This window comes from Stenotrophomonas sp. Steno-Z10-HUANG, from assembly GCF_056393075.1.
Genome location: NZ_JBWJPA010000008.1, coordinates 69377 through 91637, shown reverse-complemented (window position 1 = coordinate 91637; position 22261 = coordinate 69377). Strand labels below are relative to the sequence as shown.

General features: G+C 69.2%; 25 protein-coding genes. 12 read left to right on the top strand and 13 right to left on the bottom strand.

The annotated features are described in order from the left end of the window. The first annotated feature begins 19 nt into the window (after positions 1-19). From AC06E6_RS12010 to AC06E6_RS11990, 5 genes are all read left to right on the top strand, one after another. Positions 20-478, top strand: a complete 459-nt coding sequence (locus tag AC06E6_RS12010) for a YiiD C-terminal domain-containing protein (RefSeq protein ID WP_240213163.1) — start codon at positions 20-22, stop codon at positions 476-478. 25 nt (positions 479-503) lie between these two features. After that, the gene (locus AC06E6_RS12005; protein ID WP_104937699.1) at positions 504-932 is read left to right on the top strand and encodes a hypothetical protein; all 429 of its coding nucleotides are present in this window, start codon (positions 504-506) and stop codon (positions 930-932) included. 64 nt (positions 933-996) lie between these two features. After that, entirely contained in the window at positions 997-1434 is a 438-nt protein-coding gene (locus tag AC06E6_RS12000) for a rhodanese-like domain-containing protein (protein ID WP_104937700.1), read from the top strand. A gap of 104 nt (positions 1435-1538) precedes the next feature. After that, positions 1539-2051 carry a protein-export chaperone SecB gene (secB, locus tag AC06E6_RS11995; RefSeq protein ID WP_104937701.1) on the top strand — a complete coding sequence of 171 codons (513 nt, stop codon included), beginning with the start codon at positions 1539-1541 and terminating at the stop codon, positions 2049-2051. Between the two features lie 19 nt (positions 2052-2070). Then, positions 2071-3099 (top strand): NAD(P)H-dependent glycerol-3-phosphate dehydrogenase, encoded by a 1029-nt coding sequence (locus AC06E6_RS11990; RefSeq protein ID WP_104937702.1) that lies wholly within the window; start codon positions 2071-2073, stop codon positions 3097-3099. Positions 3100-3331: 232 nt separating this feature from the next. Here AC06E6_RS11990 and AC06E6_RS11985 read toward each other — a convergent pair whose 3' ends face one another. Beyond that, entirely contained in the window at positions 3332-3904 is a 573-nt protein-coding gene (locus AC06E6_RS11985) for an OmpO family porin (protein ID WP_478061478.1), read from the bottom strand. A 429-nt stretch (positions 3905-4333) separates the two neighbouring features. Between AC06E6_RS11985 and AC06E6_RS11980 the strand changes: the two genes are divergently transcribed. The 4 genes from AC06E6_RS11980 to AC06E6_RS11965 all read left to right on the top strand — a co-directional run bounded on the left by AC06E6_RS11980 (position 4334) and on the right by AC06E6_RS11965 (position 8843). Then, positions 4334-5110 (top strand): glucose 1-dehydrogenase, encoded by a 777-nt coding sequence (locus AC06E6_RS11980; RefSeq protein WP_104937703.1) that lies wholly within the window; start codon positions 4334-4336, stop codon positions 5108-5110. 283 nt (positions 5111-5393) lie between these two features. After that, positions 5394-5813, top strand: a complete 420-nt coding sequence (locus AC06E6_RS11975; protein ID WP_427852447.1) for an H-NS histone family protein — start codon at positions 5394-5396, stop codon at positions 5811-5813. A 262-nt stretch (positions 5814-6075) separates the two neighbouring features. Then, positions 6076-6828: a DNA-formamidopyrimidine glycosylase family protein gene (locus tag AC06E6_RS11970; protein ID WP_409476143.1), complete on the top strand. Its 753-nt coding sequence runs from the start codon at positions 6076-6078 to the stop codon at positions 6826-6828. 128 nt (positions 6829-6956) lie between these two features. Beyond that, entirely contained in the window at positions 6957-8843 is a 1887-nt protein-coding gene (locus AC06E6_RS11965) for an alpha/beta hydrolase family protein (protein ID WP_478061530.1), read from the top strand. 51 nt (positions 8844-8894) lie between these two features. Here the strand turns inward: AC06E6_RS11965 and AC06E6_RS11960 are convergent, their stop codons facing one another. The 11 genes from AC06E6_RS11960 to ilvD all read right to left on the bottom strand — a co-directional run bounded on the left by AC06E6_RS11960 (position 8895) and on the right by ilvD (position 18238). After that, a complete protein-coding gene (locus AC06E6_RS11960) occupies positions 8895-9290 on the bottom strand; it encodes a c-type cytochrome (protein WP_478061476.1) in 396 nt (131 codons plus the stop codon). A gap of 98 nt (positions 9291-9388) precedes the next feature. Beyond that, positions 9389-11068: an electron transfer flavoprotein-ubiquinone oxidoreductase gene (locus tag AC06E6_RS11955; protein WP_478061474.1), complete on the bottom strand. Its 1680-nt coding sequence runs from the start codon at positions 11066-11068 to the stop codon at positions 9389-9391. A gap of 138 nt (positions 11069-11206) precedes the next feature. Next, on the bottom strand, positions 11207-11338 hold the full coding sequence (locus AC06E6_RS11950; protein ID WP_478061472.1) for a hypothetical protein: 132 nt from the start codon (positions 11336-11338) through the stop codon (positions 11207-11209). A 10-nt stretch (positions 11339-11348) separates the two neighbouring features. Further along, on the bottom strand, positions 11349-11672 hold the full coding sequence (locus tag AC06E6_RS11945; RefSeq protein WP_427852452.1) for a carboxymuconolactone decarboxylase family protein: 324 nt from the start codon (positions 11670-11672) through the stop codon (positions 11349-11351). A 333-nt stretch (positions 11673-12005) separates the two neighbouring features. Beyond that, on the bottom strand, positions 12006-12488 hold the full coding sequence (locus tag AC06E6_RS11940; protein WP_240213156.1) for a GNAT family N-acetyltransferase: 483 nt from the start codon (positions 12486-12488) through the stop codon (positions 12006-12008). 78 nt (positions 12489-12566) lie between these two features. Next, entirely contained in the window at positions 12567-12941 is a 375-nt protein-coding gene (locus tag AC06E6_RS11935) for a PH domain-containing protein (protein WP_054662284.1), read from the bottom strand. A gap of 61 nt (positions 12942-13002) precedes the next feature. Next, positions 13003-13419: a hypothetical protein gene (locus AC06E6_RS11930; RefSeq protein ID WP_104937708.1), complete on the bottom strand. Its 417-nt coding sequence runs from the start codon at positions 13417-13419 to the stop codon at positions 13003-13005. A gap of 246 nt (positions 13420-13665) precedes the next feature. Beyond that, a complete protein-coding gene (catB, locus tag AC06E6_RS11925) occupies positions 13666-14298 on the bottom strand; it encodes a type B chloramphenicol O-acetyltransferase (RefSeq protein ID WP_478061469.1) in 633 nt (210 codons plus the stop codon). A gap of 392 nt (positions 14299-14690) precedes the next feature. After that, a complete protein-coding gene (locus AC06E6_RS11920) occupies positions 14691-15233 on the bottom strand; it encodes a YdeI/OmpD-associated family protein (protein WP_478061467.1) in 543 nt (180 codons plus the stop codon). Positions 15234-15511: 278 nt separating this feature from the next. Further along, the gene (locus AC06E6_RS11915) at positions 15512-15691 is read right to left on the bottom strand and encodes a hypothetical protein (RefSeq protein ID WP_240213154.1); all 180 of its coding nucleotides are present in this window, start codon (positions 15689-15691) and stop codon (positions 15512-15514) included. A 708-nt stretch (positions 15692-16399) separates the two neighbouring features. Continuing rightward, positions 16400-18238 carry a dihydroxy-acid dehydratase gene (gene ilvD / locus AC06E6_RS11910; protein ID WP_478061529.1) on the bottom strand — a complete coding sequence of 613 codons (1839 nt, stop codon included), beginning with the start codon at positions 18236-18238 and terminating at the stop codon, positions 16400-16402. Between the two features lie 251 nt (positions 18239-18489). Here ilvD and AC06E6_RS11905 point away from each other — a divergent pair, with 251 nt between their 5' ends. The 3 genes from AC06E6_RS11905 (at position 18490) to AC06E6_RS11895 (ending at position 20858) form a co-directional block, all read left to right on the top strand. After that, entirely contained in the window at positions 18490-19050 is a 561-nt protein-coding gene (locus AC06E6_RS11905; protein ID WP_161614890.1) for a DUF1190 domain-containing protein, read from the top strand. A 4-nt stretch (positions 19051-19054) separates the two neighbouring features. After that, positions 19055-20242, top strand: coding sequence for a glutathionylspermidine synthase family protein (locus AC06E6_RS11900; protein ID WP_104937713.1), 1188 nt, complete (start codon positions 19055-19057; stop codon positions 20240-20242). 280 nt (positions 20243-20522) lie between these two features. Further along, entirely contained in the window at positions 20523-20858 is a 336-nt protein-coding gene (locus tag AC06E6_RS11895; protein WP_293761193.1) for a hypothetical protein, read from the top strand. A gap of 51 nt (positions 20859-20909) precedes the next feature. On the opposite strand, the gene AC06E6_RS11890 is transcribed toward AC06E6_RS11895, so the two are convergent. After that, entirely contained in the window at positions 20910-22208 is a 1299-nt protein-coding gene (locus AC06E6_RS11890; RefSeq protein WP_478061465.1) for a DUF58 domain-containing protein, read from the bottom strand. Between the last annotated feature and the right edge of the window lie 53 nt (positions 22209-22261).

The following is a 22261-nucleotide window of genomic DNA, read 5'->3' as shown; positions in this document are numbered from 1 at the left end:
TCCCGTTCCCGCACGCCCCATGCCCGATACCCCCGACCGCGACGCCCTGCTGCTCCGCCTGCAGGCCACCCTCGATGCAATGCCGCCGGTCGCGGCCATGGGCATCCGCATCGCCGGCTATGCCGATGGCACCCTGCGCCTGCGCGCGCCACTGGCCGCCAACGTCAACGACAAGGGCAACGCCTTCGGCGGCAGCCTGGCCTCGGTGATGACCCTGGCCGGCTGGGCGCTGGTGAGCCTGCGCCTGTCGCAGGCCGGCCACGACGCCGAGGTGTACGTGGCCGACAGCAGCATCCGCTACCGCGCGCCGGTGTACGCCGACCTGGACGCCAGTGCATGCGCGGCCCCGGACCAGGACTGGGACGGCTTCCTGGCCCTGTTCGGCAAGCGCGGCCGGGCGCGCATCACGGTCTGCGCGCAGGTCGAGGACGGCGCGGCCGCGCTGGAGGGGCGCTTCGTGGCCCTGGCCAAAGGGTAGGATGGGCCGGTCCCGGGGAGGTGCCATGCAACGACGACTGATCCTGACCGCCATCGCCGCGCTGCTGGGCATGGCCGTGACCGCCCAGGCCGCCGGCCCCGGCCGCAGCCAGCGCAACAAGCTCACCCAGACCCAGGAAGCCTATGTCGCGGCGGTGCGCTGGAGCGATTTCGAAGGCGCCGAGCGGTTCATCGACCCGGCCTACTGGCAGGCGCACCCGCTGACCGACCTGCAGCGCGAGCGTTACCGCCAGGTGCAGGTCTCCAATTACCGGGAGCGCTCCACCAGCGTGGCAGCGGACGGCGCCATCGAGCGCCGGGTGGAGATGGGCGTGATCAACCGCAACACCCTGGCCGAACGCACGCTGATGGTCACCGAGCGCTGGCGCTGGGACCCGGAAGCCAAGCGCTGGTGGCAGGTCCAGGGGCTGCCGGACCTGTGGCAGGGCCAATAGGGGCTGGCCGTCGGGCGGCCGGCTTGTGCGACAATCGCCGCCCGCTTGTCTACCCGTGACCCGAGTGAATTACGAAGAGCTGCTGGCCTTCGCTGGCCGAAACCCGATGCTGTCGCTGGCCTTCGCCGGCCTGACCATCGCCATCATCGTCACCGAGATCGCACGGCTGTTCCGCGGCTTCAAATCGATCAAGCCGGCCGAACTGACCCGCCTGATCAACGCCGGCAACGCGGTGGTCATTGATCTGTCGGCGGGCAGCGACTTCGAAAAGGGCCACATCACCGGCAGCCGCAACGTGCAGCCGGCCCAGCTGACCCCCGCGCACAAGCTGCTCGCCGCGGCCAGGCAGTCGCCGGTGGTGCTGGTGTGCCGCACCGGCAACGCCTCGTCCAATGCCGCCAAGGTGCTGAAGAAGGCCGGTTTCGAGCAGGTGTTCGTGCTCGACGGCGGCCTGCCGGCCTGGCAGGCGGCGGACCTGCCGCTGGTCAAGGGCCGCGGCTGAGCCTTCATTTGAGGTTAAGCCCTTGTATGGGGGCCGCAGTGCCCCCATCGCAGGTCTGGTAACAATCCCATTCAACGAACGAACCGTTCTGGAGTCCTAGAGAAATGTCCGAAGAGCACAACAACGCCGTCGCCGCCGAAGCCAACAACGGCCCGGCGTTCACCGTCGAGAAGATCTACGTCAAGGACGTTTCCTTCGAATCCCCGAATTCGCCGACCATCTTCAACGAGAACGTGCAGCCGGACCTGCAGCTGAACCTGAACCAGAAGGTGCAGCGCCTGTCCGAGAACGCCTTCGAGGTGGTGCTGGGCGTGACCCTGACCTGCAAGGCCGGCGACAAGACCGCCTACGTGGCCGAAGTGGAGCAGGCCGGCGTGTTCGGCCTGATCGGCCTGGAGCCGCAGGCGATCGACGTGCTGCTCGGCACCCAGTGCCCGAACATCCTGTTCCCGTACGTGCGCTCGATGGTGTCGGACCTGATCCAGGCCGGCGGCTTCCCGCCGTTCTACCTGCAGCCGATCAACTTCGAAGGCCTGTACGCCGAAACCCTGCGCCAGCGCCAGCAGCAGGCCGACGGCGCGTCGCTGGCCGACTCCGAGCCGGCCGGCAACGCCTGACCGGCGCCCATCCCTGCGGATGAGTACCAACGACGCGGAAAAGATCGCCGTCCTCGGCGCGGGCTCCTGGGGCACCGCGCTGGCCAGCCTGCTGGCACGGCATGGTCACCCGACCGTGCTGTGGGGACGCGACGCGAACGTGGTCGAGGCGATCGACCGTCGTCACGAGAATCCCCGGTACCTGCCGGGGATTCCGCTGCCTGATTCCCTGCGTGCCAGCACCGACCTGGCCGGTACCGTCGCCGGTGCCCGCTGGATCCTGGTGGTGGTGCCGTCGCACGCCTTCGGCGAAACCGTGCGCGCGCTGGCGCCGCTGCTGCCCGCCGGTGCCGGCGTGGCCTGGGCGACCAAGGGCTTCGAACCCGGTTCCGGCCGTTTCCTGCACGAGGTCGCGCGCGAGGTGCTGGGCCCGGACGTGCCGCTGGCGGTGGTCACCGGCCCGTCCTTCGCCAAGGAAGTGACCCTGGGCCTGCCCACGGCGATCACCGTCCATGGCGACGATGCCGGGTTCACCCAGCAGGTGGCCGATGCCATGCACGGCCCGGCGTTCCGTGCCTACACCGGCGAGGACATGGTCGGCGCCGAACTGGGCGGGGCCATGAAGAACGTGCTGGCGGTGGCCACCGGCGTGGCCGACGGCATGCAGCTGGGCCTGAATGCCCGCGCCGGCCTGATCACCCGTGGCCTGAACGAGATGCTGCGGCTGGCCGCGGCCATCGGCGGCAAGCCCGAGACCCTGATGGGCCTGGCCGGGCTGGGCGACCTGGTGCTGACCAGCACCGGCGACCTGTCGCGCAACCGGCGGCTGGGGCTGGCGCTGGGCCGCGGGCAGAGCCTGGCCGAGGCGGTGAAGGAGATCGGCCAGGTGGTCGAGTCGGTGCAGACCGCCGACGAGGTCATGCGCCAGGCAGGCCGCCACGGCATCGACCTGCCGATTTCCAAGGCGGTGCAGTCGGTGCTGCACGGTGAACTGAGTCCTTCCGAGGGCCTCAAGCAGCTGCTGGCACGCGAACAGAAGCCGGAGTATCCGGAAACGCTGTTCAAGTAGTAATCGGCGAAGATGAATGAAAAAGCCCGGCGATGCCGGGCTTTTTTTTGTTGCCCTGCACCGTGCGCTCCGCTGCCCCGGCGCGGCCGCGGGCCGTGTTGCCGTGGGCCTCGCCGGGTTGGCGGCGCGCTGGCTGGCGGGGGCGCAAAAGAAAGAGCCCGGTCGGGGAAGACCGGGCTCCGGAGGCGCGGGGGAGAGAGAGCGCGCGCCTTTGAAACGAGGTAGCGGGCGCTTACCAGGTGAAGCGCGGGCCGACGAACCACTCCTTGTCGCCGCCCTTGCCCAGCTTCACTTCGCCGCTCACGCCCCAGTTGGCGTTGAACTTGGCGGCGGCGCCGACGCGGCCGTAGAACTCGCCGTCCGGGTTGTAGCCGGCCTTCTTGCTGTAGTCCTCGTAACCGGCCAGGGCATAGCCCTCGATCATCGGGGTGAAGGCGGTACGCACGCCGACTTCGGCGCTGTAGCCGTTGTAGGTCGGCAGGTGCTGGCGGTCGAAGCGCTGGTAGGCCACGCGGGCCAGCAGGTCGGTGTTCGGGGCCACGCCGTAGTTGTAGCCCACGCCGACGCGCCACTGGTCGACGTCATTCTTGAACTTGTCGGTCTCCTGGGCGCTGTAGTCGCCGAAGACATGGAAGTTCGGGTGCACCGCCACCGAACCCTTCACCTTCCAGCCATCGGCGTCGCCGCCCTTGGCATCGGTGTTCACGTAACCACCTTCCACGTAGTTGTAGGACAGGCCATCGGTCGCCGATGCAGCGAACGGCAGGGCGGCCAGCAGGCCCAGAGCGATCAGGGAAGTCTTCATTACGGATTACCTTTTTTATTTTGGTTTGATCGACCCGGCGGATGCGGCTTGCCGGTCGACAGGTGTGAATTATCCGTTAGCCAGCGGAATCGCCCCTGAATATAAAACTGACCAGTACATAAATTAGGTGGCGTCCACGGGAACTTCCGCGTGGGCTGCCGACGGGCACTGCCGCGGTTGCCGCCGCAACGGACTGGCGCAGCGTCACACTGCCGATTCCCCTGGGCCAGCGCGGTCGTCCGCGCGCGGCGGGGGCGGGTGGCAATGGCCCCGCCCACGCTTTCCGGGGTGCTTTCACCCCTGATTTCCCCCGCCACCGGCACAGTGCGGCTTCACGCCCGGCAATCGTCCCGGGCCGGGCACCGCGTCGGCCGACCGGGGCGTGCCCGGCATGACCGGGCGCGTGCCCTCACCCGGAAGGAGACGCCCATGAACCCGAACCCGCTTTTCGATCTCAGTGGAAAGGTCGCCATCGTCACCGGCGGCGGCAACGGCATCGGCCGCGCGAGTGCGTTGATGCTGGCCGCCCACGGCGCGGCGGTGGCGATCGCCGACCTGAAGCTGGCCGATGCCGACGCCGTGGCCGCGGAGATCACCGCCAACGGTGGCCGGGCGCTGGCGCTGGAATGCAACGTACTCAAGGACGAGCACCTGGTGCGCACCGTGGAGCGCACCGCCGCCGAGCTGGGCGGCATCCACATCCTGGTCAACAACGCCGGCGGCGGTGGCGCCGGGCGCGAGAGCCCGTTCGAGATCACCGTGCAGCAGTTCGAGCGGCCGTTCCAGATCAATGTGTTCAGTGCGTGGCGGCTGGCCCAGCTGTGCGCCCCGCACATGAAGAAGGGCGGCTACGGCTCGATCATCAACATGTCCTCGATGAGTTCGATCAACAAGAGCCCGGCCATCAGCGCGTATGCGGCGTCCAAGGCCGCGATCAACCACATGACCGCCAACCTGGCCCATGACTACGGCCCGGACAACATCCGCATCAACGCCGTGGGCCCCGGCGCGGTGCGCACCGCCGCGCTGGCCACGGTGCTGACCCCGGAGATCGAGCAGCGGATGCTCTCGCACACGCCGATCAGGCGCCTGGGCGAGCCGGACGACATCGCCGGGGCGGTGCTGTACTTCGCCGCGCCGATCTCCAGCTGGGTCAGCGGGCAGATCCTGTTCGTCAACGGCGGCGGCGTGCAGACCCTGGATTGAAGCCGCGCGGCTGCCGGCGCGGATCGCCCCCGGCAGCGGTCACGGGGAGTGGATCGCGCCCCTGCCGCCGCGCGCCGCCGGGCGCTGGCCATCCGGGGGGCGTCCGCTGCCTGGCGGAAGGGATTGCGGCAAGGCATCCGCGGCGCGCGCCGCCTCATGGGGAGGCGACGCCCGGGCCGATGCTGGCCCGGCCGGGGGCACCGCGTGCGCGAACCCGGCGGAGTCCTGCATGCCGCCGGAATCATTCCTTGACAGCGCGATGGTGCGAACTGACGCTAACGCCATGCCTATCGACCTGACCCCGCTGAGCGTCCGCGAGCTGGACGCGCTGATCCGTGCTGCCCGCGCGCGGCACACGACCCTCACCGAGCGCCCGCCCGCGGCCCAGGTCAGGCGCCTGCTGGCGGCCCAGGCACGCACTGCCGGTTATACGATCGAGGAAATCTTCGGGACCGACGCCGCCATGGTGCCGCCGGAACCCAAGGGGCGCGCCAGGCGCAAGCGCGGCAAGGTCGAGCCGAAGTACCGCGACCCGGAGAACCGCCGCAACACCTGGACCGGCCGTGGCCGCATGCCGCGCTGGCTTGCGGCGAAGACGAAGCATGGCCGCAGCGTGGCCGACTTCCTGATCCCGGGCGTGGCCCGGCTGACCCCCAAGGCGCAGGCGGCCACCGGCCGGCGCCGGCTGGTCAAGCACAGCTGAGTCCCACGCCGCGGCGCGCGCCGGCCCGCGGCCGGCATCCGCTGCCCACGCACCCGGCGCTGCTGGCCGTGGTCGGAGGGACCGGCTTCACGCCCGCGCCTACGCCGGTTCACCGGCGCATGACGAACGCGATGGGACGGTGGCCGCTCCGCATCGGGAGCGCCCATGTCGCCACGCACTTGTCGCCGTCTGTTGCTGTCCCACCGTCGCGGGTGCTTCGCGTCCGCGCCCGGCGCCGCGGCCGGCGCACGCGCTGGGCGCCATGCCTGAGGGGCCGTCGATCGTGCTGCTGCGCGAGGCGGCCGGGCGCTTCGCCGGCCGCAGCGTGCGCGAGGTCGGCGGCAACTCCCGCCAGCCGCTGGCGCGCATGCACGGTCGCCAGGTGCGGGCGGTGCGCAGCTGGGGCAAGCACTTCCTGCTGGAATTCGACGACTTCAGCCTGCGCATCCACCTGATGATGTTCGGCAGCTGGCTGATCGACCAGCGCAAGCCGGCCACCCCGCGGGTGGCGTTGCGCTTCGACAACGGCGAGCTCAACTTCTACGCCTGCTCGGTAATGTTCATCGAGCAGCCGCTGGACCAGGTGTACGACTGGCGCGCGGACGTGATGAGCGATTGCTGGGATCCGGCCCTGGCGCGCCGCAAGCTCAAGGCCTCGCCCGGCATGCTGGCCTGCGATGCCTTGCTGGACCAGCAGATCTTCGCGGGCGTGGGCAACATCATCAAGAACGAGGTGCTGTTCCGCATCCGCGTGCATCCGGCCACCCGCGTCGGCGACCTGCCGCCCCGCAAGCTGGGCCAGCTGATCGCGCAGGCACGCGGGTACAGCTTCGAGTTCCTGGCCTGGAAGCGCGCGTTCGTGCTCAAGAAGCACTGGCAGGTACATACGCGCCGCACCTGCCCGGCCTGTGGTGGACCGGTCAGCAAGCTCTACCTGGGCAGGACGCGGCGCCGCACGTTCTTCTGCGCTCGTTGCCAGGCCACCTACGGCACCGGCGACATGCCGCCGCCCTGAGCGGCGGCGTGCCCTTCCCGGGAACCGGTCGATACCCTACGCTGCGCGCACTACGTGGCTTCTGGAGTGTTGTCATGGGAAGGGGATGGCGCGGGCTCGTGTTGCTGTTGGCAGGGACGTTGGCAGGCATGGCGGCGGTGCCGTCGACACAGGCCCAGGCATTGCCGGTGGAGGCGTTCGCCAAGGCCAGCCCGTTCTCGATGCCGCGGCTGTCGCCGGGCGGCGACTACCTGGCGCTTTCCACCGACTTCGGCCAGGGCAACCACGCCGTGCAGGTGCTGCGCCTGTCGGACATGAAGCGGATGGCGGTACTGCGCCTGCCGCGTTACGAGAGCCCGTTCCAGATCGTGTGGGTGGGCGACGGGCGCCTGGTCGTGGCCAAGGGTCGCAAGTACGGCTCGCTGGAGAAGCCGCTGCCCACCGGCGAGATCATCGCCAGCGATTTCGATGGCCAGAACCAGCGCTACATCTACGGCTACGAGCAGCAGAACGCCGCGGCCGGCCTGGATCGTGGCTTCGGCTACATCGAAGGCGTGGCCGAGAGCAACGATGGCCGCTTCTACATGCGCCAGCTCAAGCGCGATCCGACCTCGTCCATGCTCTACGTGGTCGACACGCAGCGACCGACGTTCAAGCTCATCGCCGATATCAACGTGCCGCAGCTGGAGTTCGTGATCGACCGCAACGGTGTCGCGCGCTACGCATGGGGGCGCGACGAGGCCGACGCCCATCTGCTGTACCGGTCCGATGATGGCAGGCGCTGGCAGCCGTTGCCGCCGCCGCAGGCCGGGAACGTGTGGACGCCGCTGTCGTTCTCGGCCGACAACACCCACGTATACGGCGCGCTCAGCCGGGCCGAAGGCCCATCGCAGCTGGTGTTGAGCGACCTGGATGGCGGCAATGCCGAAGTGCTGGTCGGCGACGGCTTTTCGAGCGTCGGCCTGACGCAGTGGACCGGCTACCCCTCGGTGCCGTTCGCGGCGGCACCGCAGGGCGGCCGCCCGCAGCTGGTCTACTTCGACCCGGGCCGCCCGGAGGCCGAGCTGCACCGGACGCTGGCGGGCCTGCTGCCGCAGCAGCACGTCAGCTTCGTCGATGTCAGCCGCAACGGCCAGGTGGTGTTGGTGCACATCGCCAGCGATCGCGACCCCGGCAGCTGGTATGTGTTGAAGCGCTCGACCAACAAGCTGGAGAAAGTACTCGTCGCGCGCGAGGGGATCGACCCGGCGCTGATGGCCGAGCGGCGCCCGCTGCGCTTCAAGGCCAGCGACGGGGTCGAGCTGGAAGCGGTGCTCACGATCCCGCGCGGCGGCGACGGGCGCCGTCATCCGGTCGTGGTGCTGCCGCACGGCGGCCCGCACGGGGTCAGCGACGACTGGTTCTACGACACCGACGCGCAGTTCCTGGCCAACCGCGGCTACCTGGTGGTCCAGGTCAACTACCGCGGCAGCGGTGGGCGCGGGCGCGCGTTCGAGCGCCTGGGCTACCTGCAGTGGGGCACGCGCATCCAGCAGGATCTGCTGGACGGGCTGGACCACGCGGTGGCCGCCGGGCTGGCCGATCCGCAGCGGGTCTGCGCGTACGGCGCGAGCTTCGGCGCCTACTCGGCGATGATGCTGGCCGCGCGCGCGCCGGAGCGGATCCGTTGCGCGGTGGGCCTGGCCGGCGTCTACGACCTGAAGATGATGTACAGGAAGGGCGACATCAAGGACAGCGCCTACGGGCGCAACTACCTTGAGCGGGTGATCGGCCGCAGCGACGACGAGCTGCTGGCGAACTCGCCGGCGAACCTGGCGGCCCGCATCAAGGCGCCGGTGCTGCTGGTGCATGGCGAACGCGATGAGCGCACGCCGATCGCGCAGGCCAACGCCATGCGTGCCGCGCTGGTCGCGGCGGGCAACGCGCCACGCTGGATGGCGGTCGCGGGCGAGGGCCACGGCTTCTACAACGACGACAACAGCATCGCGTTCTACCGCGCGCTGGAAGCGTTCCTGCGCGAGCACATCGGGAGCTGAGCGCGGTCGCGACCGCGGCCGTCCGCCTCCGGCGTGGCCGCGCCGGCCCGGCTAGCGCGGGGGTGCCGCCAGGTACTCGATCACCGCCCTGCGGCGTTGCGGGTCGGACGTCGCGTTGGGCATGCGGGTGCCCGGCACCTGTTTCTGCGGCGAGGCCAGGAACGCATCCAGGGTCCGCGCGTCCCACACGATGCCGCTGTCGCGCATCGCCTCGGAATAGGCATAGCCCGGCGCGGTGCCGGCCCGGCGGCCGATCACGCCGTGCAGGTTGGGGCCGACGCGGTGGCCCAGGTCGGCGCGGGTGTCGTGGCAGCCGGCGCAGATGGCGAACGCCCGCTCCAGCTCGCGCTGGTGCGGGGTGGCGTCGCTGGCATGGTTGAACACGTCGCGCTGGCCGCAGGCGCATAGTGCTGCCGCTACCCCGAGCAGCAACAGGCAGCGCCGCACGGCGTTCCCCCGGCACTGCTCCCGTAGCGGCCGGGCCTGCCCGGCAGAAAGCGGCGCGGTTTCCATTCCCCTGCCGGCAAACACGCGCGGTCGGGCCATCACATCGCCGGGTAGTTGGGCCCGCCGCCGCCCTGCGGGGTCACCCACACGATGTTCTGGGTCGGGTCCTTGATGTCGCAGGTCTTGCAGTGCACGCAGTTCTGCGCGTTGATCTGCAGGCGCGTGTCGGCGCCTTCGCCGACGAACTCGTACACGCCCGCCGGGCAGTAGCGCGCTTCCGGCCCGGCGTACTCGGCCAGGTTGATGCGCACCGGCACCGTCGGGTCCTTCAGGGTCAGGTGGCTGGGCTGGTCTTCCTCGTGGTTGGTCGAGGACAGGAACACCGAGCTCAGGCGGTCGAAGGTCAGCACGTTGTCCGGCTTCGGGTACTCGATCTTCGTGTGCCTGGCCGCCGGCTCCAGGCATTCGTGGTCGGCCTTGGTGCGGTGGATCGTCCACGGCGCGTTGCGCACGCCCAGCCTGGGCAGCAGCCACTGCTCGATGCCGGTCATCAGCGTGGCCAGGGTGCGGCCCTTCTTGAACCACTGCTTGAAGTTCTTGGACTGCAGCAGCTCGGTCTTGAGCCAGCTGTTCTCGAACGCCTCCGGGTAGGCGGCCAGCTCGTCGCGCGAACGCCCGGCCGCCAGCGCCTCGAACGCCGCCTCGGCGGCCAGCATGCCGGTCTTGATCGCGGCGTGGCTGCCCTTGATGCGGCTGACGTTGAGATAGCCGGCCTCGCAGCCGACCAGCGCACCGCCCGGGAACACCGTCTTCGGCAGCGACAGGATGCCGCCGGCGGTGATCGCGCGCGCGCCGTAGGCGATGCGCTTGCCGCCTTCCAGGTGCTTGCGGATCGCCGGGTGGGTCTTGAAGCGCTGGAATTCCTCGAACGGGCTCAGCCACGGGTTGCGGTAGTCCAGCCCGACCACGTAGCCGATCGAGACCTTGCCGCCGTCGGCGTGGTACAGGAACGCGCCGCCGTAGGTGTCGTCGTCCAGCGGCCAGCCGGCCGCATGCACCACCAGGCCCGGCTCGTGCCTGGCCGGGTCGATCTGCCACAGTTCCTTGATGCCGATGCCATAGCTCTGCGGGTCCTTGCCCGCATCGAGCTTGAAGCGGCTGATCAGCTGGCGGCCGAGGTGGCCGCGCGCGCCTTCGGCGAAGATCGTGTAGCGCGCATGCAGCTCCATGCCGCGCTCGAAGTTCGGGCCCGGGGTGCCGTCCTTGTGGATGCCCATGTCGCCGGTGGCCACGCCCATCACCGCGCCGTTGTCGTCGTACAGCACCTCGGCGGCGGCGAAGCCCGGGAAGATCGCCACTTCCAGCGCCTCGGCCTGCTGCGCCAGCCAGCGGGTCACCTCGCCCAGGCTGACGATGTAGTTGCCGTGGTTCTGGAAGCACTCCGGCAGCAGCCAGTTGGGCGTGGCCTTGGCGCCGGTGGCATCCAGGAACAGGAACTCGTCGCGGGTCACCGCCTGCTTCAGCGGCGCGCCCATGTCCTTCCAGTCCGGGAACAGCTCGCTCAGCGCACGCGGGTCCATCACCGCGCCGGACAGGATGTGCGCGCCCGGCTCGGAGCCCTTCTCCAGCACGCACACCGACAGCTCCTGGCCCTTTTCCACCGCCAGCTGGCGCAGGCGGATGGCCGTGGCCAGCCCGGCGGGGCCGGCGCCGACGATCACCACGTCGAATTCCATCGCTTCGCGCGGCGGGAGGGCGGAGGAGGCTTCAATATTCATGCGGGGACTCTTGGCTGGGGCCGGCGACGGCGTGGCGGCGGGCTGAAGGCCCATTTTCACCGACCCGGCGGCGATGTTCCAATCCACGGGCACCCGCGCCGGTGGCCGCCGCCGCTGCCGCAGGGCCGGGGGGGTGGGTCAGGCGCCGTCGCGTGGCCCGTGCTGCTTCAGCAACTCGACGATTGCCGGTGGCATCGGGCGGCAGCCGCAGGCCGCGGCGTGCGCCACGTGCCAGGCCACGCGTTGCTGGAACGTGGGATTGCGCGGCATGCGGTTGTGCTCATGCCAGGCTTTGTTGGTCGTTCCCATCGTATGCCTCCAGGGCGGCCGGAAGCGCGCCGATCACGACCGCGCCGGCGGCGGGCAGGCCGACAAGCACGGCGCCGAGCACTTCCTCGCGCGACGCACCGTGCGCCTTTGCCGACAGCACGTGGAACGGGACGCCGGCATTGTTGCCGGTGGCGGCCAGCACCGCGATATAGGCCAGCTCGGCGGTCTTCCCGTCCAGCGCGCCACGCCCCAGTGCATCCGCCACCTGGCCCCAGGCGCCGGCGACGGCGGGCGCCTCGCGCATGAACAGGGCAAACGCTTTCGATACGCTCATGCGTGTCTCCTGTGGGGCGCCGTGGTGGCCGGGTGCACCTGCATGATATCGGCATCGCACGGCGGCGTGACGCCGTTCCGGCACGGGGGGCGCCTTGGAGCCAGTGGATGCCGTTGCCGGTGCGCAGCGGCGCGCCGCCGGTCCGGTGGCCCGCAGGTGAGCCGTGCGTGCGGACGATCTGCGGCCTCGCGCACGGCCGTGCCGCCGGCGTCCTGCCCGCGCAGGATGGCGTTGGTTGCCAGTCGATCGAGTGCGGGCCGTGCGCATCGACATTGCCGGTGGGTGCAACGAAGGCCGCCCGCGCCGGGCCGCCGTGGCGTGGCCGGCGGAGCGTCAGCCGGCGTTGTCCCGCGCCGGCAGGCGCTTGGTCATGAAGACATTGAACGCCGTGGCCGTGTACCCGCCGAACGGCCCACACCAGGCAAAGCCATTGCGCAGGTACAGCGCGTGCGCGGCGGCGAACGGCGCCCCGGTTCCGGTCTCCAGATACAGCCGGGTGTAGCCGCTGTCGCGCGCTGCGCGCACGATCTCGTCCAGCACCGCCTGGCCGACGCCGCGGCGCAGGAACGGCGGCCGCGTGCGCATGGATTTGATCTCGCCGGCACCGTCGCCCAGCGCCTTCAGCGCACCGCAGCCACACAGCTGGCCGTCCAGCCACGCCGACCAGAAGCTGACCCCCGGTGCGCGCAGGCCATCAAGCGCCAGCGCATGGACATGGCCTGCGGGGGTATTGCCGTGCATGCCGGCAAGGTGCTCGCCGACCAGCGCCTGGACCTGCGGCGAGGACAGGTCATCGGGGCGGACGAGGATCGACATGGCGGGCAGTCCGTAGGGTCGGATGGCGGCGCCGGTGGCGTGGACAACGGCACCGGCCAGCGTGGCGCATCAGCGCTGTCAGGCCAGGAGCACGGCCTCGGCGATCAGCCGGTCGAGCCGGCGCACGTCGATGCCCTTGTTGAGGTTGACCTTGATGTGGCCGGCCTTGGTCCACAGCTCGATCTCCGAGTTGAAGTTGAAGATGCCGTGCCCGTTCTCGGACGACCACATGTAGATGGACGAATACGGCAGCGAATAGATCTCCACCTTCTTGCCGGTGAAGCCCTGGGCATCCCTGACGATCAGGCGCTTGTTGGTGAAGATGGCCGCGTCGCGGAAGGTCTTGTATGCGGCGATTGCGGTTTCGCCGGCGACCAACAGCTCATGCACGTCATTCGGGACCGGGCATTCGGACACCAGGGTCCATGCCAGGATTGCGGCGGTTTCTGCCATTGCGTGTTTCTCCTTGGGTAGCAGGCGCGGAAAGGCGCGCCGCATGCAGGCGTGCTGTGCGCTAGCGGATTTCGACCCGCTTGAGCGGGGTGCCGACGATGCTTCCGTCCGCACGCCGGTCCAGCTTGAGCAGCAGCACGAACGAGGTCAGCGTGCTGCCGATCTCACGCGGATGCGCCGTGCGGTCCTTGGCCTCGATGAAGTAGCACCACGGCTCGTAGCCCTGCTCGAACACCAGCGCCAGCTTCGCATCCTGGTCGTTCCTGGCCGGCGACTTGCTGCCGTTCTCGTTGATGCCCCACTCCGGTCCCTGGACGATGTACGCCTTCGCGCCATCGTGCGTGCAGCTGTTGTCGGTCCAGATGCTGAAATACACCCTGCGCTCGGAATCGTTGACCGCGCACCAGCTCCACACGGTGTTCAACTGCACGGCACCCAGCCGGTCCATCAGCTGCGAGCGGTTCTCGGGTCTGGCCATGTCGATCCTCGGGTGTGCAACGGGTGTCGCGCCGCGGGCCCGCGGCAATCAGGCGAGTATGGCCGCTGGCAAACGCCTTGTGAATCGGGAAAATCCCGCGCCCGCGCCTGTGCTGCATGGCGTTGCCGCACCCGCTCATCCACCGGGTGGTGCGCCTGGATCACCCCGCACCGGATGTACAGGCCGCAGCACGTCCGCAGTCGTCCGCGGATACCCGGGCTCAACCAACCCGCACCGGCCTGGGACTCAGGCGGCACGCCCGCGCCAGTACGCGTGCAGTCCGGCAATGTCGGACGTGCACAACAGCGGCATGGCGGCCTCGATCCAGTCGATCGGCCAATCCCACCACGCCATCTCCAGCAGCAACGCGATCTGCGCATCGTAGAAGCGCTTCCTGATCGGCCTGCCGGGGTTGCCGCCCACGATCGCATACGGCTCCACATCCCGCGTGACCAGGGCGCGGCTGCCGATCACCGCGCCATGCCCGATCCGCACGCCAGGCATGATCATCGCCTCGGACCAGACCCATACGTCGCTGCCCAGCACCGTGTCGCCGGCGCGCTGGAACGCATCCTGCGCGCTGGCGAAAGCGGGCTCTTCCTGCATGTAGAAAAACGGAAAGGAAGACACCCAGTCGTGCCGGTGGCCCTGGTTGCCGGCCATGATGAAGCTGGCACCCGAGCCAATGGAGCAGAAACTGCCGATGACCAGCTGGTCGACATCATCCCGGTCCGGCAGGAGATAGCGCGCGCAATCGTCGAACGAATGGCCGTGGTAGTAGCCAGAGTAATAGCTGTATCGCCCGACCTTGATGTTCGGGTTCGTCACCTGCTCGGAGAGCAGCTTGCCCTTGAACGGGCTGTCGAAGTAGTTGGTCATGAAGGACTGCCTGTAATGCACGCCTTGCCCGGCCAGCGTGAGGCCGCGTCATGGATGCTGGGCAACCCAGGTGCGCATGCCATGCCACGGCCGCGCATGGTAACCCCGCCACGGTGGCGGCCACGCGCAGCGGCGGAGGAAGGACAGCCGGGCCTGGCAACGCGATGCAGGCCGACGAGCAGCAGCGCTGCGCTGATACCGGGCGCCGTGGACGGCTGCTCACGGGCACGGACCGCGTATGCGATCGGGCTGCCGGGCACAGACAGCACGAGAAACGCCTGCCCGGGCGATGGCCGGCACCCCGCATGGCTTTCCTGCACCGCGTAGTGCCCGCGGCGGCCCATGGCACGCGGCGCGCGCGTGGGCCGACCTGCCGGCCTCGGCGCGGCCGCCTACCGCTTCTCTTCCGCAGGGCAGGCCAGCGCCTTGCTGTAGAAGCCCGATGGATCAAAGCAGCACACGCGCTTTTTTCCCTTCTCCAGCATGTCGATCGCATTGGCGGCCCGCTCGCGCCGGGTCGCTTCCTGCTTGGCGGACTCCATCCAATGAACCCAGTCGATCCTGGCCAGCGTGGTCGTATCCGCCCAGGTCGCCCGTGCCGATGGACTTCCGGCCAGGAGCGTCTGGAAGTAATCGGGAAGCGCCGGATCGGGCTGCTCATCCAGGCTGGCCAGGGTGAACAGCACATTCCCCTCGGCCGCCAGCGCGTCCGTGCCGATGACGCCGGGCGGAACAACGAACCAATGCCCGAGCTTGCCATCGGGCTCCATCAGCGCATCGAAATGACTTTTGCCGACGGACACGCGGGCCGTCATCCTGCCGCGCCGGAGATGGGACCTGCTCACTTCGGGCGGAACCCGGGCGAACGAGAACGCCCGGCCCGCGGCAACGAAAACCGGGCTGGAAAACATGGTCGGCGGGGTTCTGGCGGGCATGCGGCACGCTCCTGTCGATATCCCTGGCACCTGGGCCGCGCTGCGGTTGGCCTACGAGGAGTTACATGCTGTCGCCTGCTGCCTGAACTAAGCCGCGCCGCGCAGTAGCGTCGACTTGAGTGAATTATCAGGCCCCAAAGCGATCCACTATGGACTTACATGCCGGCAATGCCACGGGGCGAGCCCAGTCTGTGGCAGAGCGCAGTTCCTGCTCAAGTGCTGCAAGGGCGTTTGGTGCCCAATGTTCACGAACACGACCGATCGGCAGACCTTCCGTTTCAGACCCGGATCACATTGAAGGCCAGGAAATCTGGATCGTTGTCTGGAATGTCAACTGCTGCGCTTAAGCCATCGAGGAGATGGCAGCCTTCAAGCACTGGCATAGAGCCTGCAATCACGCGCCTGGCGATCTCCGCTGCTCTCGCGCGGCAAGAGAGCACGTAATCCTGATGGCTCATGCGATCTGTCATATGGAAGCTAGCACCTCAATCAATTCGAGCAACGAAGCGCCTTCGGTTTGAATGAACCGTCAGGTCCCATGCGCGATTCGCGAGAGAGACCTTTTGAAGCCAGATGCCCACGGCTCGGGCGACATCTTGCACGAAGCAAGGTAGGGCTCGATATCGGTAGGGCCGCGAAGGGCGAAGATCTCAATAGGGAAGTGACACTTTCCCATGAGGCCTAATACCTGAGTCAAGCGTACCCGCGAAGCAGATTCGGCTTGAATGATTTGCTGGCCCGCAACAATGCATGCGGGCCGATAACCGATAGGGACGGGCTCGCCGCCAGCGGATGTGCATGACGATGCCGCCAGGAGCAATATGGATAGAGGATAAGTGGTGGCGACCAGATGGAAAATGGCCATGCCGCCTTCCCATTGCTTATCACCGGATGGGCCGAACATCATCATGTGCCAGCAGATCCTGCTGCGGCAGCGCGGGTGGGTGCTGGCGTTGCATGGTTAGGATCTGGCTGGCGGCAATGGACACGCAAGTATCCCGGTGCCGATGACGAGCCGGGTCGGCCGCACCTGTTTCCCTTCAGGCGCGTGTCCGTCGATCCGCACACTGGCCGGGCCGGGCGCCATCATGTCGGTGATCAAGTGCGGGCGGGCCCGGCACCTGCAGGAAGTGTGCGGGCCGCGGAGGGGCGGCCCCGGGGCGTGTTCAGCCGTCCAGCAATGCCTTGTCGCGCACGGCGCCCTTGTCCGCGCTGGTCGCCAGCAGCGCGTACGCCTTCAACGCGGTGCTGACCTTGCGCGGGCGTGGCTGTGCCGGCTTCCAGCCGCGCGCGGCCTGCTCGTCGCGGCGGCGGGCGAGTTCGGCGTCGTCCACCCGCAGGTGGATGCCACGCTGCGGAATGTCGATGCGGATGCGGTCGCCGTCGCGGACCAGGCCGATGGTGCCGCCGGCGGCGGCTTCCGGCGAGCAGTGGCCGATGCTCAGGCCGGAGGTGCCGCCGGAGAAGCGGCCGTCGGTGAGCAGCGCGCAGGCCTTGCCCAGCCCTTTGGACTTCAGGTAGCTGGTGGGGTAGAGCATTTCCTGCATGCCGGGGCCGCCCTTGGGGCCTTCGTAACGGATCACCACCACGTCGCCAGCCTGCACCTCGTTGCCGAGGATGCCCTTCACCGCGGCGTCCTGGCTTTCGTAGACGCGGGCGCTTCCTTCGAACACGTGGATGGATTCGTCCACGCCGGCGGTCTTGACCACGCAGCCATCGGCGGCGAGGTTGCCGTACAGCACCGCCAGCCCGCCTTCGCTGGAGAAGGCATGGGCGACGTCGCGGATGCAGCCGTCGGCACGGTCGGTGTCCAGCGACGGCCAGCGCGTGCTCTGGCTGAAGGCCACCTGGGAGGGAATGCCCGCCGGGCCGGCCTTGTAGAACTGGTGGACCGCCGCGTCCTGCACCTGGGTCACGTCCCAGCGCGCGATGGCGTCGCCCAGGGTGCGGCTGTGCACGGTCGGCACGTCGGTGTGCAGCAGCCCGCCGCGCGCGAGTTCGCCGAGGATGGCCATGATGCCGCCGGCGCGGTGCACGTCCTCGATGTGGTACTTCTGCGTGTTCGGCGCCACCTTGCACAGCTGCGGCACGCGCCGCGACAGGCGGTCGATGTCGCGCAGGTCGAACGCCACTTCCGCTTCCTGCGCGGCGGCGAGCAGGTGCAGGATGGTGTTGGTCGAGCCGCCCATGGCGATGTCCAAGGTCATCGCGTTCTCGAACGCCTCGAACGTGGCGATGCCGCGCGGCAGCGCGCTGGCGTCCTCGCCGCCGTACCAGCGGTGGCACAGCTCCACCACCAGCCGCCCGGCGCGCTTGAACAGCGCCTCGCGGTCGCTGTGGGTGGCCACCACGGTGCCGTTGCCCGGCAGCGACAGGCCCAGCGCTTCGGTCAGGCAGTTCATCGAATTGGCGGTGAACATGCCGCTGCACGAGCCGCAGGTCGGGCAGGCGCTGCGCTCGATGGCAGCCACCTGTTCATCGCTCACCGCGTCGTTGCCGGCGGCGACCATCGCGTCGATCAGGTCCAGCTTGTGCTCGGCCAGCCGGGTCTTGCCGGCTTCCATCGGCCCGCCGGAGACGAACACCACCGGGATGTTCAGCCGCAGCGCGGCCATCAGCATGCCGGGGGTGATCTTGTCGCAGTTGGAGATGCACACCAGCGCGTCGGCGCAGTGCGCGTTGACCATGTACTCGACCGAGTCGGCGATGATCTCGCGGCTGGGCAGCGAGTACAGCATGCCGTCGTGGCCCATCGCGATGCCGTCGTCCACGGCGATGGTGTCGAATTCCTTGGCCACGCCGCCAGCCGCCTCGATCTCGCGCGCCACCAGCTGGCCAAGGTCCTTCAGGTGCACGTGCCCGGGCACGAACTGGGTGAAGGAGTTGGCCACGGCGATGATCGGCTTGTGGAAGTCGCCATCGGTCATGCCGGTGGCGCGCCACAGGGCGCGGGCGCCGGCCATGTTGCGGCCGGCGGTGGAGGTTTTCGAGCGGTAGTCGGGCATGGGGAAGGCAACGGAACGCAGTGCCATCGATTCTGCATGAAGAACCCGGTTGCTGTTGCAACCATCGCGCTCGCCACGCCGCGGCGGAAAAGCCGTCCGCCGGGGCCGTGGCTGCCTGGCCGATGCCCGGCGCAGGGGCCGCGGAACCGGGGGGTTACCTGAAACGACGTTCAGGTTGGTGGCGCGGCCGATTTCCGCCCGCGCGCGCGGATCGGGCATCATTCGGGGACGACTTTCATGGGGCTACGACGATGAAGCGATCCAGGACCACCGCGCTGCTGCTGATGAGCACCGCGCCGCTGCTGTTCACCGCCTGCCAGAAGGAGCAATCCGTGCAGGTGCAGGAAGGGCTGTACACCTCGGTGGAAGCCTGCAGCGAAGCCACCGGTGATCCGTCCGCCTGCCGCACCGCGTTCGCCGCCGCGCAGCAGCAGGCCGCCGACGCCGCGCCCAAGTACGCCAGCAAGGAAGAGTGCGCCAAGGAGTACCCGGCCGAGCAGTGCGTGCAGCAGCACACCAGCGCCGGCACCTCGTTCATCGGGCCGATGATGATGGGCTTCTTCATGTCGCAGATGCTCAACGGCGGCCGCGCCGGGGCGGTGGCCGCACCGCCGGCCGCGCAGCCGGCGTTCAAGGACAACGCCAATGGCTGGGCCAAGCCGGCCGGCACCGGCGGCATGAACACCGCCAGCGGCATCGGCGCCGGCAAGGCCGGGCTGGCGCCGGTCAGCAGCGAGCCCAACCGTGCCGTCACCGCCAGCCGCGGTGGCTTCGGCGCGCGCAGCGGCAGCCGCACCACCGTCGGCGGTTGATGCAGTGAAGCGGGTTGCCATTGCCGAACGCTCCAACTGGCGCGCGCGCGCGGCCGAGGCGGGGTTCCGTTTCCACACCATCGACGGCGCGCCGTACTGGGACGAAACCGCGTACTACGCCTTCACCCTGCGCCAGATCGAGAACGACCTGGAAGACCCCAGCGCCGAGCTGCACGCGATGGCGCTGGACCTGGTCGGCGACGTGGTCGCCAGCGAGGAACTGATGGAGCGGCTGGCGATCCCGGCGCCGTTCCGCGACTGGATCGCCGAGAGCTGGCGGCGCCGCGACCCGCACCTGTACGGCCGCCTGGACTTCGCCTACGACGGCAATGGCCCGGCCAGGCTTTACGAACTGAACTACGACACCCCGACCTCGCTGTACGAGGCGTCGTTCTTCCAGTGGCAATGGCTGGAAGACCAGCGCAACCGCGGCGCGCTGCCGCAGCAGGCCGACCAGTTCAACTCGCTGCACGAGGCCCTGGTCGAGCGCTTCGCCGAGCTGTCGGCGCAGCTGCCGCCGCCGCTGTATTTCAGCGCGGTGGGCGCCTCGGAGGAGGACCAGGGCACGGTGGCCTACCTGCGCGACTGCGCGGCGCAGGCCGGCCTGCACGGCGCGGCCATCGCCATCGAGGACATCGGCCTGTCGGCCGACGGCCGCTTCACCGACCTGGACGACGTGGTGATCGGCAGCCTGTTCAAGCTGTATCCGCTGGAAGACCTGATGCGCGAGGAATTCGGCGCGGCGCTGCCCGGCTCCGGCGTGCGCCTGCTGGAACCGGCGTGGAAGGCGGTACTGAGCAACAAGGGCATCCTGCCGCTGCTGTGGCAGCGCCACCGCGGCCACCCCAACCTGCTGGAAGCGCACTTCGACGACGGCAGCGCGCTGCCGGCGGGCTGGGTGCGCAAGCCGCTGCACTCGCGCGAAGGCGCCAACATCGCCATGCACATGAGCGATGGCCGCTGGCAGGAGAGCGAAGGCCCGTATACGGGGCCGTGCATCGTGCAGGCGTTCCATCCGCTGCCGGCATTCGACGGCAACTACCCGCTGGTCGGCAGCTGGGTGGTGGGCGACCGTGCCTGCGGCATCGGCGTGCGCGAGGACGACAGCCGCATCACCCGCGACAGCGCGCGTTTCCTGCCGCACGCCATCATCGACGACGCCCCGGCCGGCAGCACCCGCATCTACGTCTGAGCCCAAAGCCAGTGCCTGGCCCGGTCCCGCCCGCGCGGGGCCGGGTGTCGCGCGTACGCGCCGCGGTGCCCTGCCAGGTGCCGCGGGCAGGGCGGCGTACAACCGTATTCCAGCTGCGGAAAACCTCATGAAAAACGCGGATCCACGAAAAATATATTGATTGACTTCGCGTCCCCGCGAAGCTCAAATCCAGCTGCCAATTCATGAATACACCGGTGCCGTTGGGGAGAACGGCGCCGCGTGCCAGGGCACCCATCCCTCTCTGCATGAAGGAACCCTGATGTTCGACAAGAAGCTTTTCGCCGGCGCGCTGCTGGCGGCCCTCGCGTTTGCGCCGGCGGCCCACGCCCAGGACCTGGTCTTCACCCTGAAGAACGGCACCTCGGCGGTGATGACCTACTTCCATACCTCGCCGGCCGGCGTGGACGACTGGGAAGAAGACGTGCTCGGCTCCGATGTCCTGGGCCCCGGCGAGTCGGTCCGGGTCACCATCGCCGATGGCCGCAGCCAGTGCGTGTACGACATGCGTTTCGAGTTCGACGAGGATTCGGGGCTGGACATCACCGAAGACACCCAGGACCTGTGCAAGCTCGGCTCCTACACGATCCACGAGTGATTGCCGCGGCTGGCGGGTCCACCAGGACCTGCCAGCGCTGCCCGCGCGCGCTTACAGCAGGCCGTCGCGCTTGACCGCCAGGTAGCGTTCCACCAGCGCGCCGGGCAGCTCCTCGGCGGTGACGTCCAGCACCATCACCCGGTGGCTGCGCAGCGCCTCGTGCGCGGCGGCGCGCTGCTGCAGGTAGCGCGCGATGGCGCCGGCCTGCACCGCGTCGGGCAGGGTATCGGCGCCGCGCGCCAGGGCATCGTCCAGCTCACGCTCGCGCAGGCTGGCCACGCACACCAGGTGGCGCTTCTGCAGCAGGCGCACGGCGGCCAGCAGGTCCTCGATGTCCTCGTCGCGCACGTTGGTCACCAGCATCACCAGGCAGCGCCGCGACTGCCGCAGCGACAGCCCGGTGGCGGCGGCCAGGTAGTCGGTGGCCACCGGCTGCGGCTGCAGGTCGAAACTGGCGCGCAGCAGCGTGTCGATCGCGCCCAGCCCGCGCTGCGGCGCCACCCAGCGGCTTTCGCCGCCACTGGCGAACAGGCCCACGCCGTCGCCCTGGCGCAGGGCCAGGTAGGACACCACCAGCGACGCGTTGAGCACGTGGTCGAAATGCGACAGCCCGCCCTCGTCGGCCAGCATCCGCCGGCCGGTATCGATCATCATCACCAGCTGCTGGTTCTTCTCGTCCTGGTACTCGCGCGAGATCAGCTTGCGCGCGCGCGACGTGGCCTTCCAGTCGATCTGGCGCAGGCTGTCGCCGACCCGGTACTCGCGCATCTGGTGGAAATCCGTGCCTTCGCCACGGCGCCGCTTCAGGTGCGCGCCGACCAGGCGCGAGGCCATCTCCGCGCTGAGCAGCGCCAGCCGGGTGAGCGGCACGAAGTTCGGGTAGACCCGCACGTTCTGCACCGGCCCGGCGACGCGCGATTGCCGCCACAGCCGCAGCGGCGAGTGCAGGCGCAACTGCACGCCGTCAAAGACGAAGGAGCCGCGCGCGCCGGGCGTGAAGTGGTAACTGAAGCGCGACTCGCTGGCGCGCGCGAGGCGCAGCGTGCGTGGCAGGCCACGCAGCGCCCAGCCGCCGGGCACCAGGTCGAACACGTCCACCCGCTGCCGGACGGCAGCGTCCAGCTGCAGCCAGGTCTCGCGCTCCACGCCCAGCGCCAGGGTTTCGGGCAGCTCGCGCCGCACCGTGGGCGTGGGGCGGCGCCACAGCCACAGCGCGTCGGCCAGGGCGGGCAGGGCGATCGCGCAGGCGGTTGCCGTCCAGATTTCGACGGGCAGCAGGCGCAGGGCAACGGGGATGCCGAGCAGGCCCCACAGGGTGAGCAGTGCGATCAACAGCGGTGCGGGCCTCATGCGGTGGCCCTCATGCCGGATGCGATGCCTGCGGACGAGTGCGAAAGCACAGA

What these genes read in the sequence shown, in the direction of transcription:
- AC06E6_RS11955 (WP_478061474.1), bottom strand. Translation starts at nt 11,068, where the DNA reads ATGAATATTGAAGCCTCCTCCGCCCTCCCGCCGCGCGAAGCGATGGAA.
- AC06E6_RS11950 (WP_478061472.1), bottom strand. Translation starts at nt 11,338, where the DNA reads ATGCCGCGCAATCCCACGTTCCAGCAACGCGTGGCCTGGCACGTGGCG.
- catB (WP_478061469.1), bottom strand. Translation starts at nt 14,298, where the DNA reads ATGACCAACTACTTCGACAGCCCGTTCAAGGGCAAGCTGCTCTCCGAG.
- AC06E6_RS11975 (WP_427852447.1), top strand. Translation starts at nt 5,394, where the DNA reads ATGCCTATCGACCTGACCCCGCTGAGCGTCCGCGAGCTGGACGCGCTG.
- AC06E6_RS11890 (WP_478061465.1), bottom strand. Translation starts at nt 22,208, where the DNA reads ATGAGGCCCGCACCGCTGTTGATCGCACTGCTCACCCTGTGGGGCCTG.
- AC06E6_RS11970 (WP_409476143.1), top strand. Translation starts at nt 6,076, where the DNA reads ATGCCTGAGGGGCCGTCGATCGTGCTGCTGCGCGAGGCGGCCGGGCGC.
- AC06E6_RS12005 (WP_104937699.1), top strand. Translation starts at nt 504, where the DNA reads ATGCAACGACGACTGATCCTGACCGCCATCGCCGCGCTGCTGGGCATG.
- AC06E6_RS11935 (WP_054662284.1), bottom strand. Translation starts at nt 12,941, where the DNA reads ATGGCAGAAACCGCCGCAATCCTGGCATGGACCCTGGTGTCCGAATGC.
- AC06E6_RS11915 (WP_240213154.1), bottom strand. Translation starts at nt 15,691, where the DNA reads ATGAGCCATCAGGATTACGTGCTCTCTTGCCGCGCGAGAGCAGCGGAG.
- AC06E6_RS11945 (WP_427852452.1), bottom strand. Translation starts at nt 11,672, where the DNA reads ATGAGCGTATCGAAAGCGTTTGCCCTGTTCATGCGCGAGGCGCCCGCC.
- AC06E6_RS12010 (WP_240213163.1), top strand. Translation starts at nt 20, where the DNA reads ATGCCCGATACCCCCGACCGCGACGCCCTGCTGCTCCGCCTGCAGGCC.
- AC06E6_RS11990 (WP_104937702.1), top strand. Translation starts at nt 2,071, where the DNA reads ATGAGTACCAACGACGCGGAAAAGATCGCCGTCCTCGGCGCGGGCTCC.
- AC06E6_RS11980 (WP_104937703.1), top strand. Translation starts at nt 4,334, where the DNA reads ATGAACCCGAACCCGCTTTTCGATCTCAGTGGAAAGGTCGCCATCGTC.
- AC06E6_RS11895 (WP_293761193.1), top strand. Translation starts at nt 20,523, where the DNA reads ATGTTCGACAAGAAGCTTTTCGCCGGCGCGCTGCTGGCGGCCCTCGCG.
- AC06E6_RS11965 (WP_478061530.1), top strand. Translation starts at nt 6,957, where the DNA reads ATGGCGGCGGTGCCGTCGACACAGGCCCAGGCATTGCCGGTGGAGGCG.
- AC06E6_RS11985 (WP_478061478.1), bottom strand. Translation starts at nt 3,904, where the DNA reads ATGAAGACTTCCCTGATCGCTCTGGGCCTGCTGGCCGCCCTGCCGTTC.
- ilvD (WP_478061529.1), bottom strand. Translation starts at nt 18,238, where the DNA reads ATGCCCGACTACCGCTCGAAAACCTCCACCGCCGGCCGCAACATGGCC.
- AC06E6_RS11905 (WP_161614890.1), top strand. Translation starts at nt 18,490, where the DNA reads ATGAAGCGATCCAGGACCACCGCGCTGCTGCTGATGAGCACCGCGCCG.
- secB (WP_104937701.1), top strand. Translation starts at nt 1,539, where the DNA reads ATGTCCGAAGAGCACAACAACGCCGTCGCCGCCGAAGCCAACAACGGC.
- AC06E6_RS11920 (WP_478061467.1), bottom strand. Translation starts at nt 15,233, where the DNA reads ATGCCCGCCAGAACCCCGCCGACCATGTTTTCCAGCCCGGTTTTCGTT.
- AC06E6_RS11940 (WP_240213156.1), bottom strand. Translation starts at nt 12,488, where the DNA reads ATGTCGATCCTCGTCCGCCCCGATGACCTGTCCTCGCCGCAGGTCCAG.
- AC06E6_RS11930 (WP_104937708.1), bottom strand. Translation starts at nt 13,419, where the DNA reads ATGGCCAGACCCGAGAACCGCTCGCAGCTGATGGACCGGCTGGGTGCC.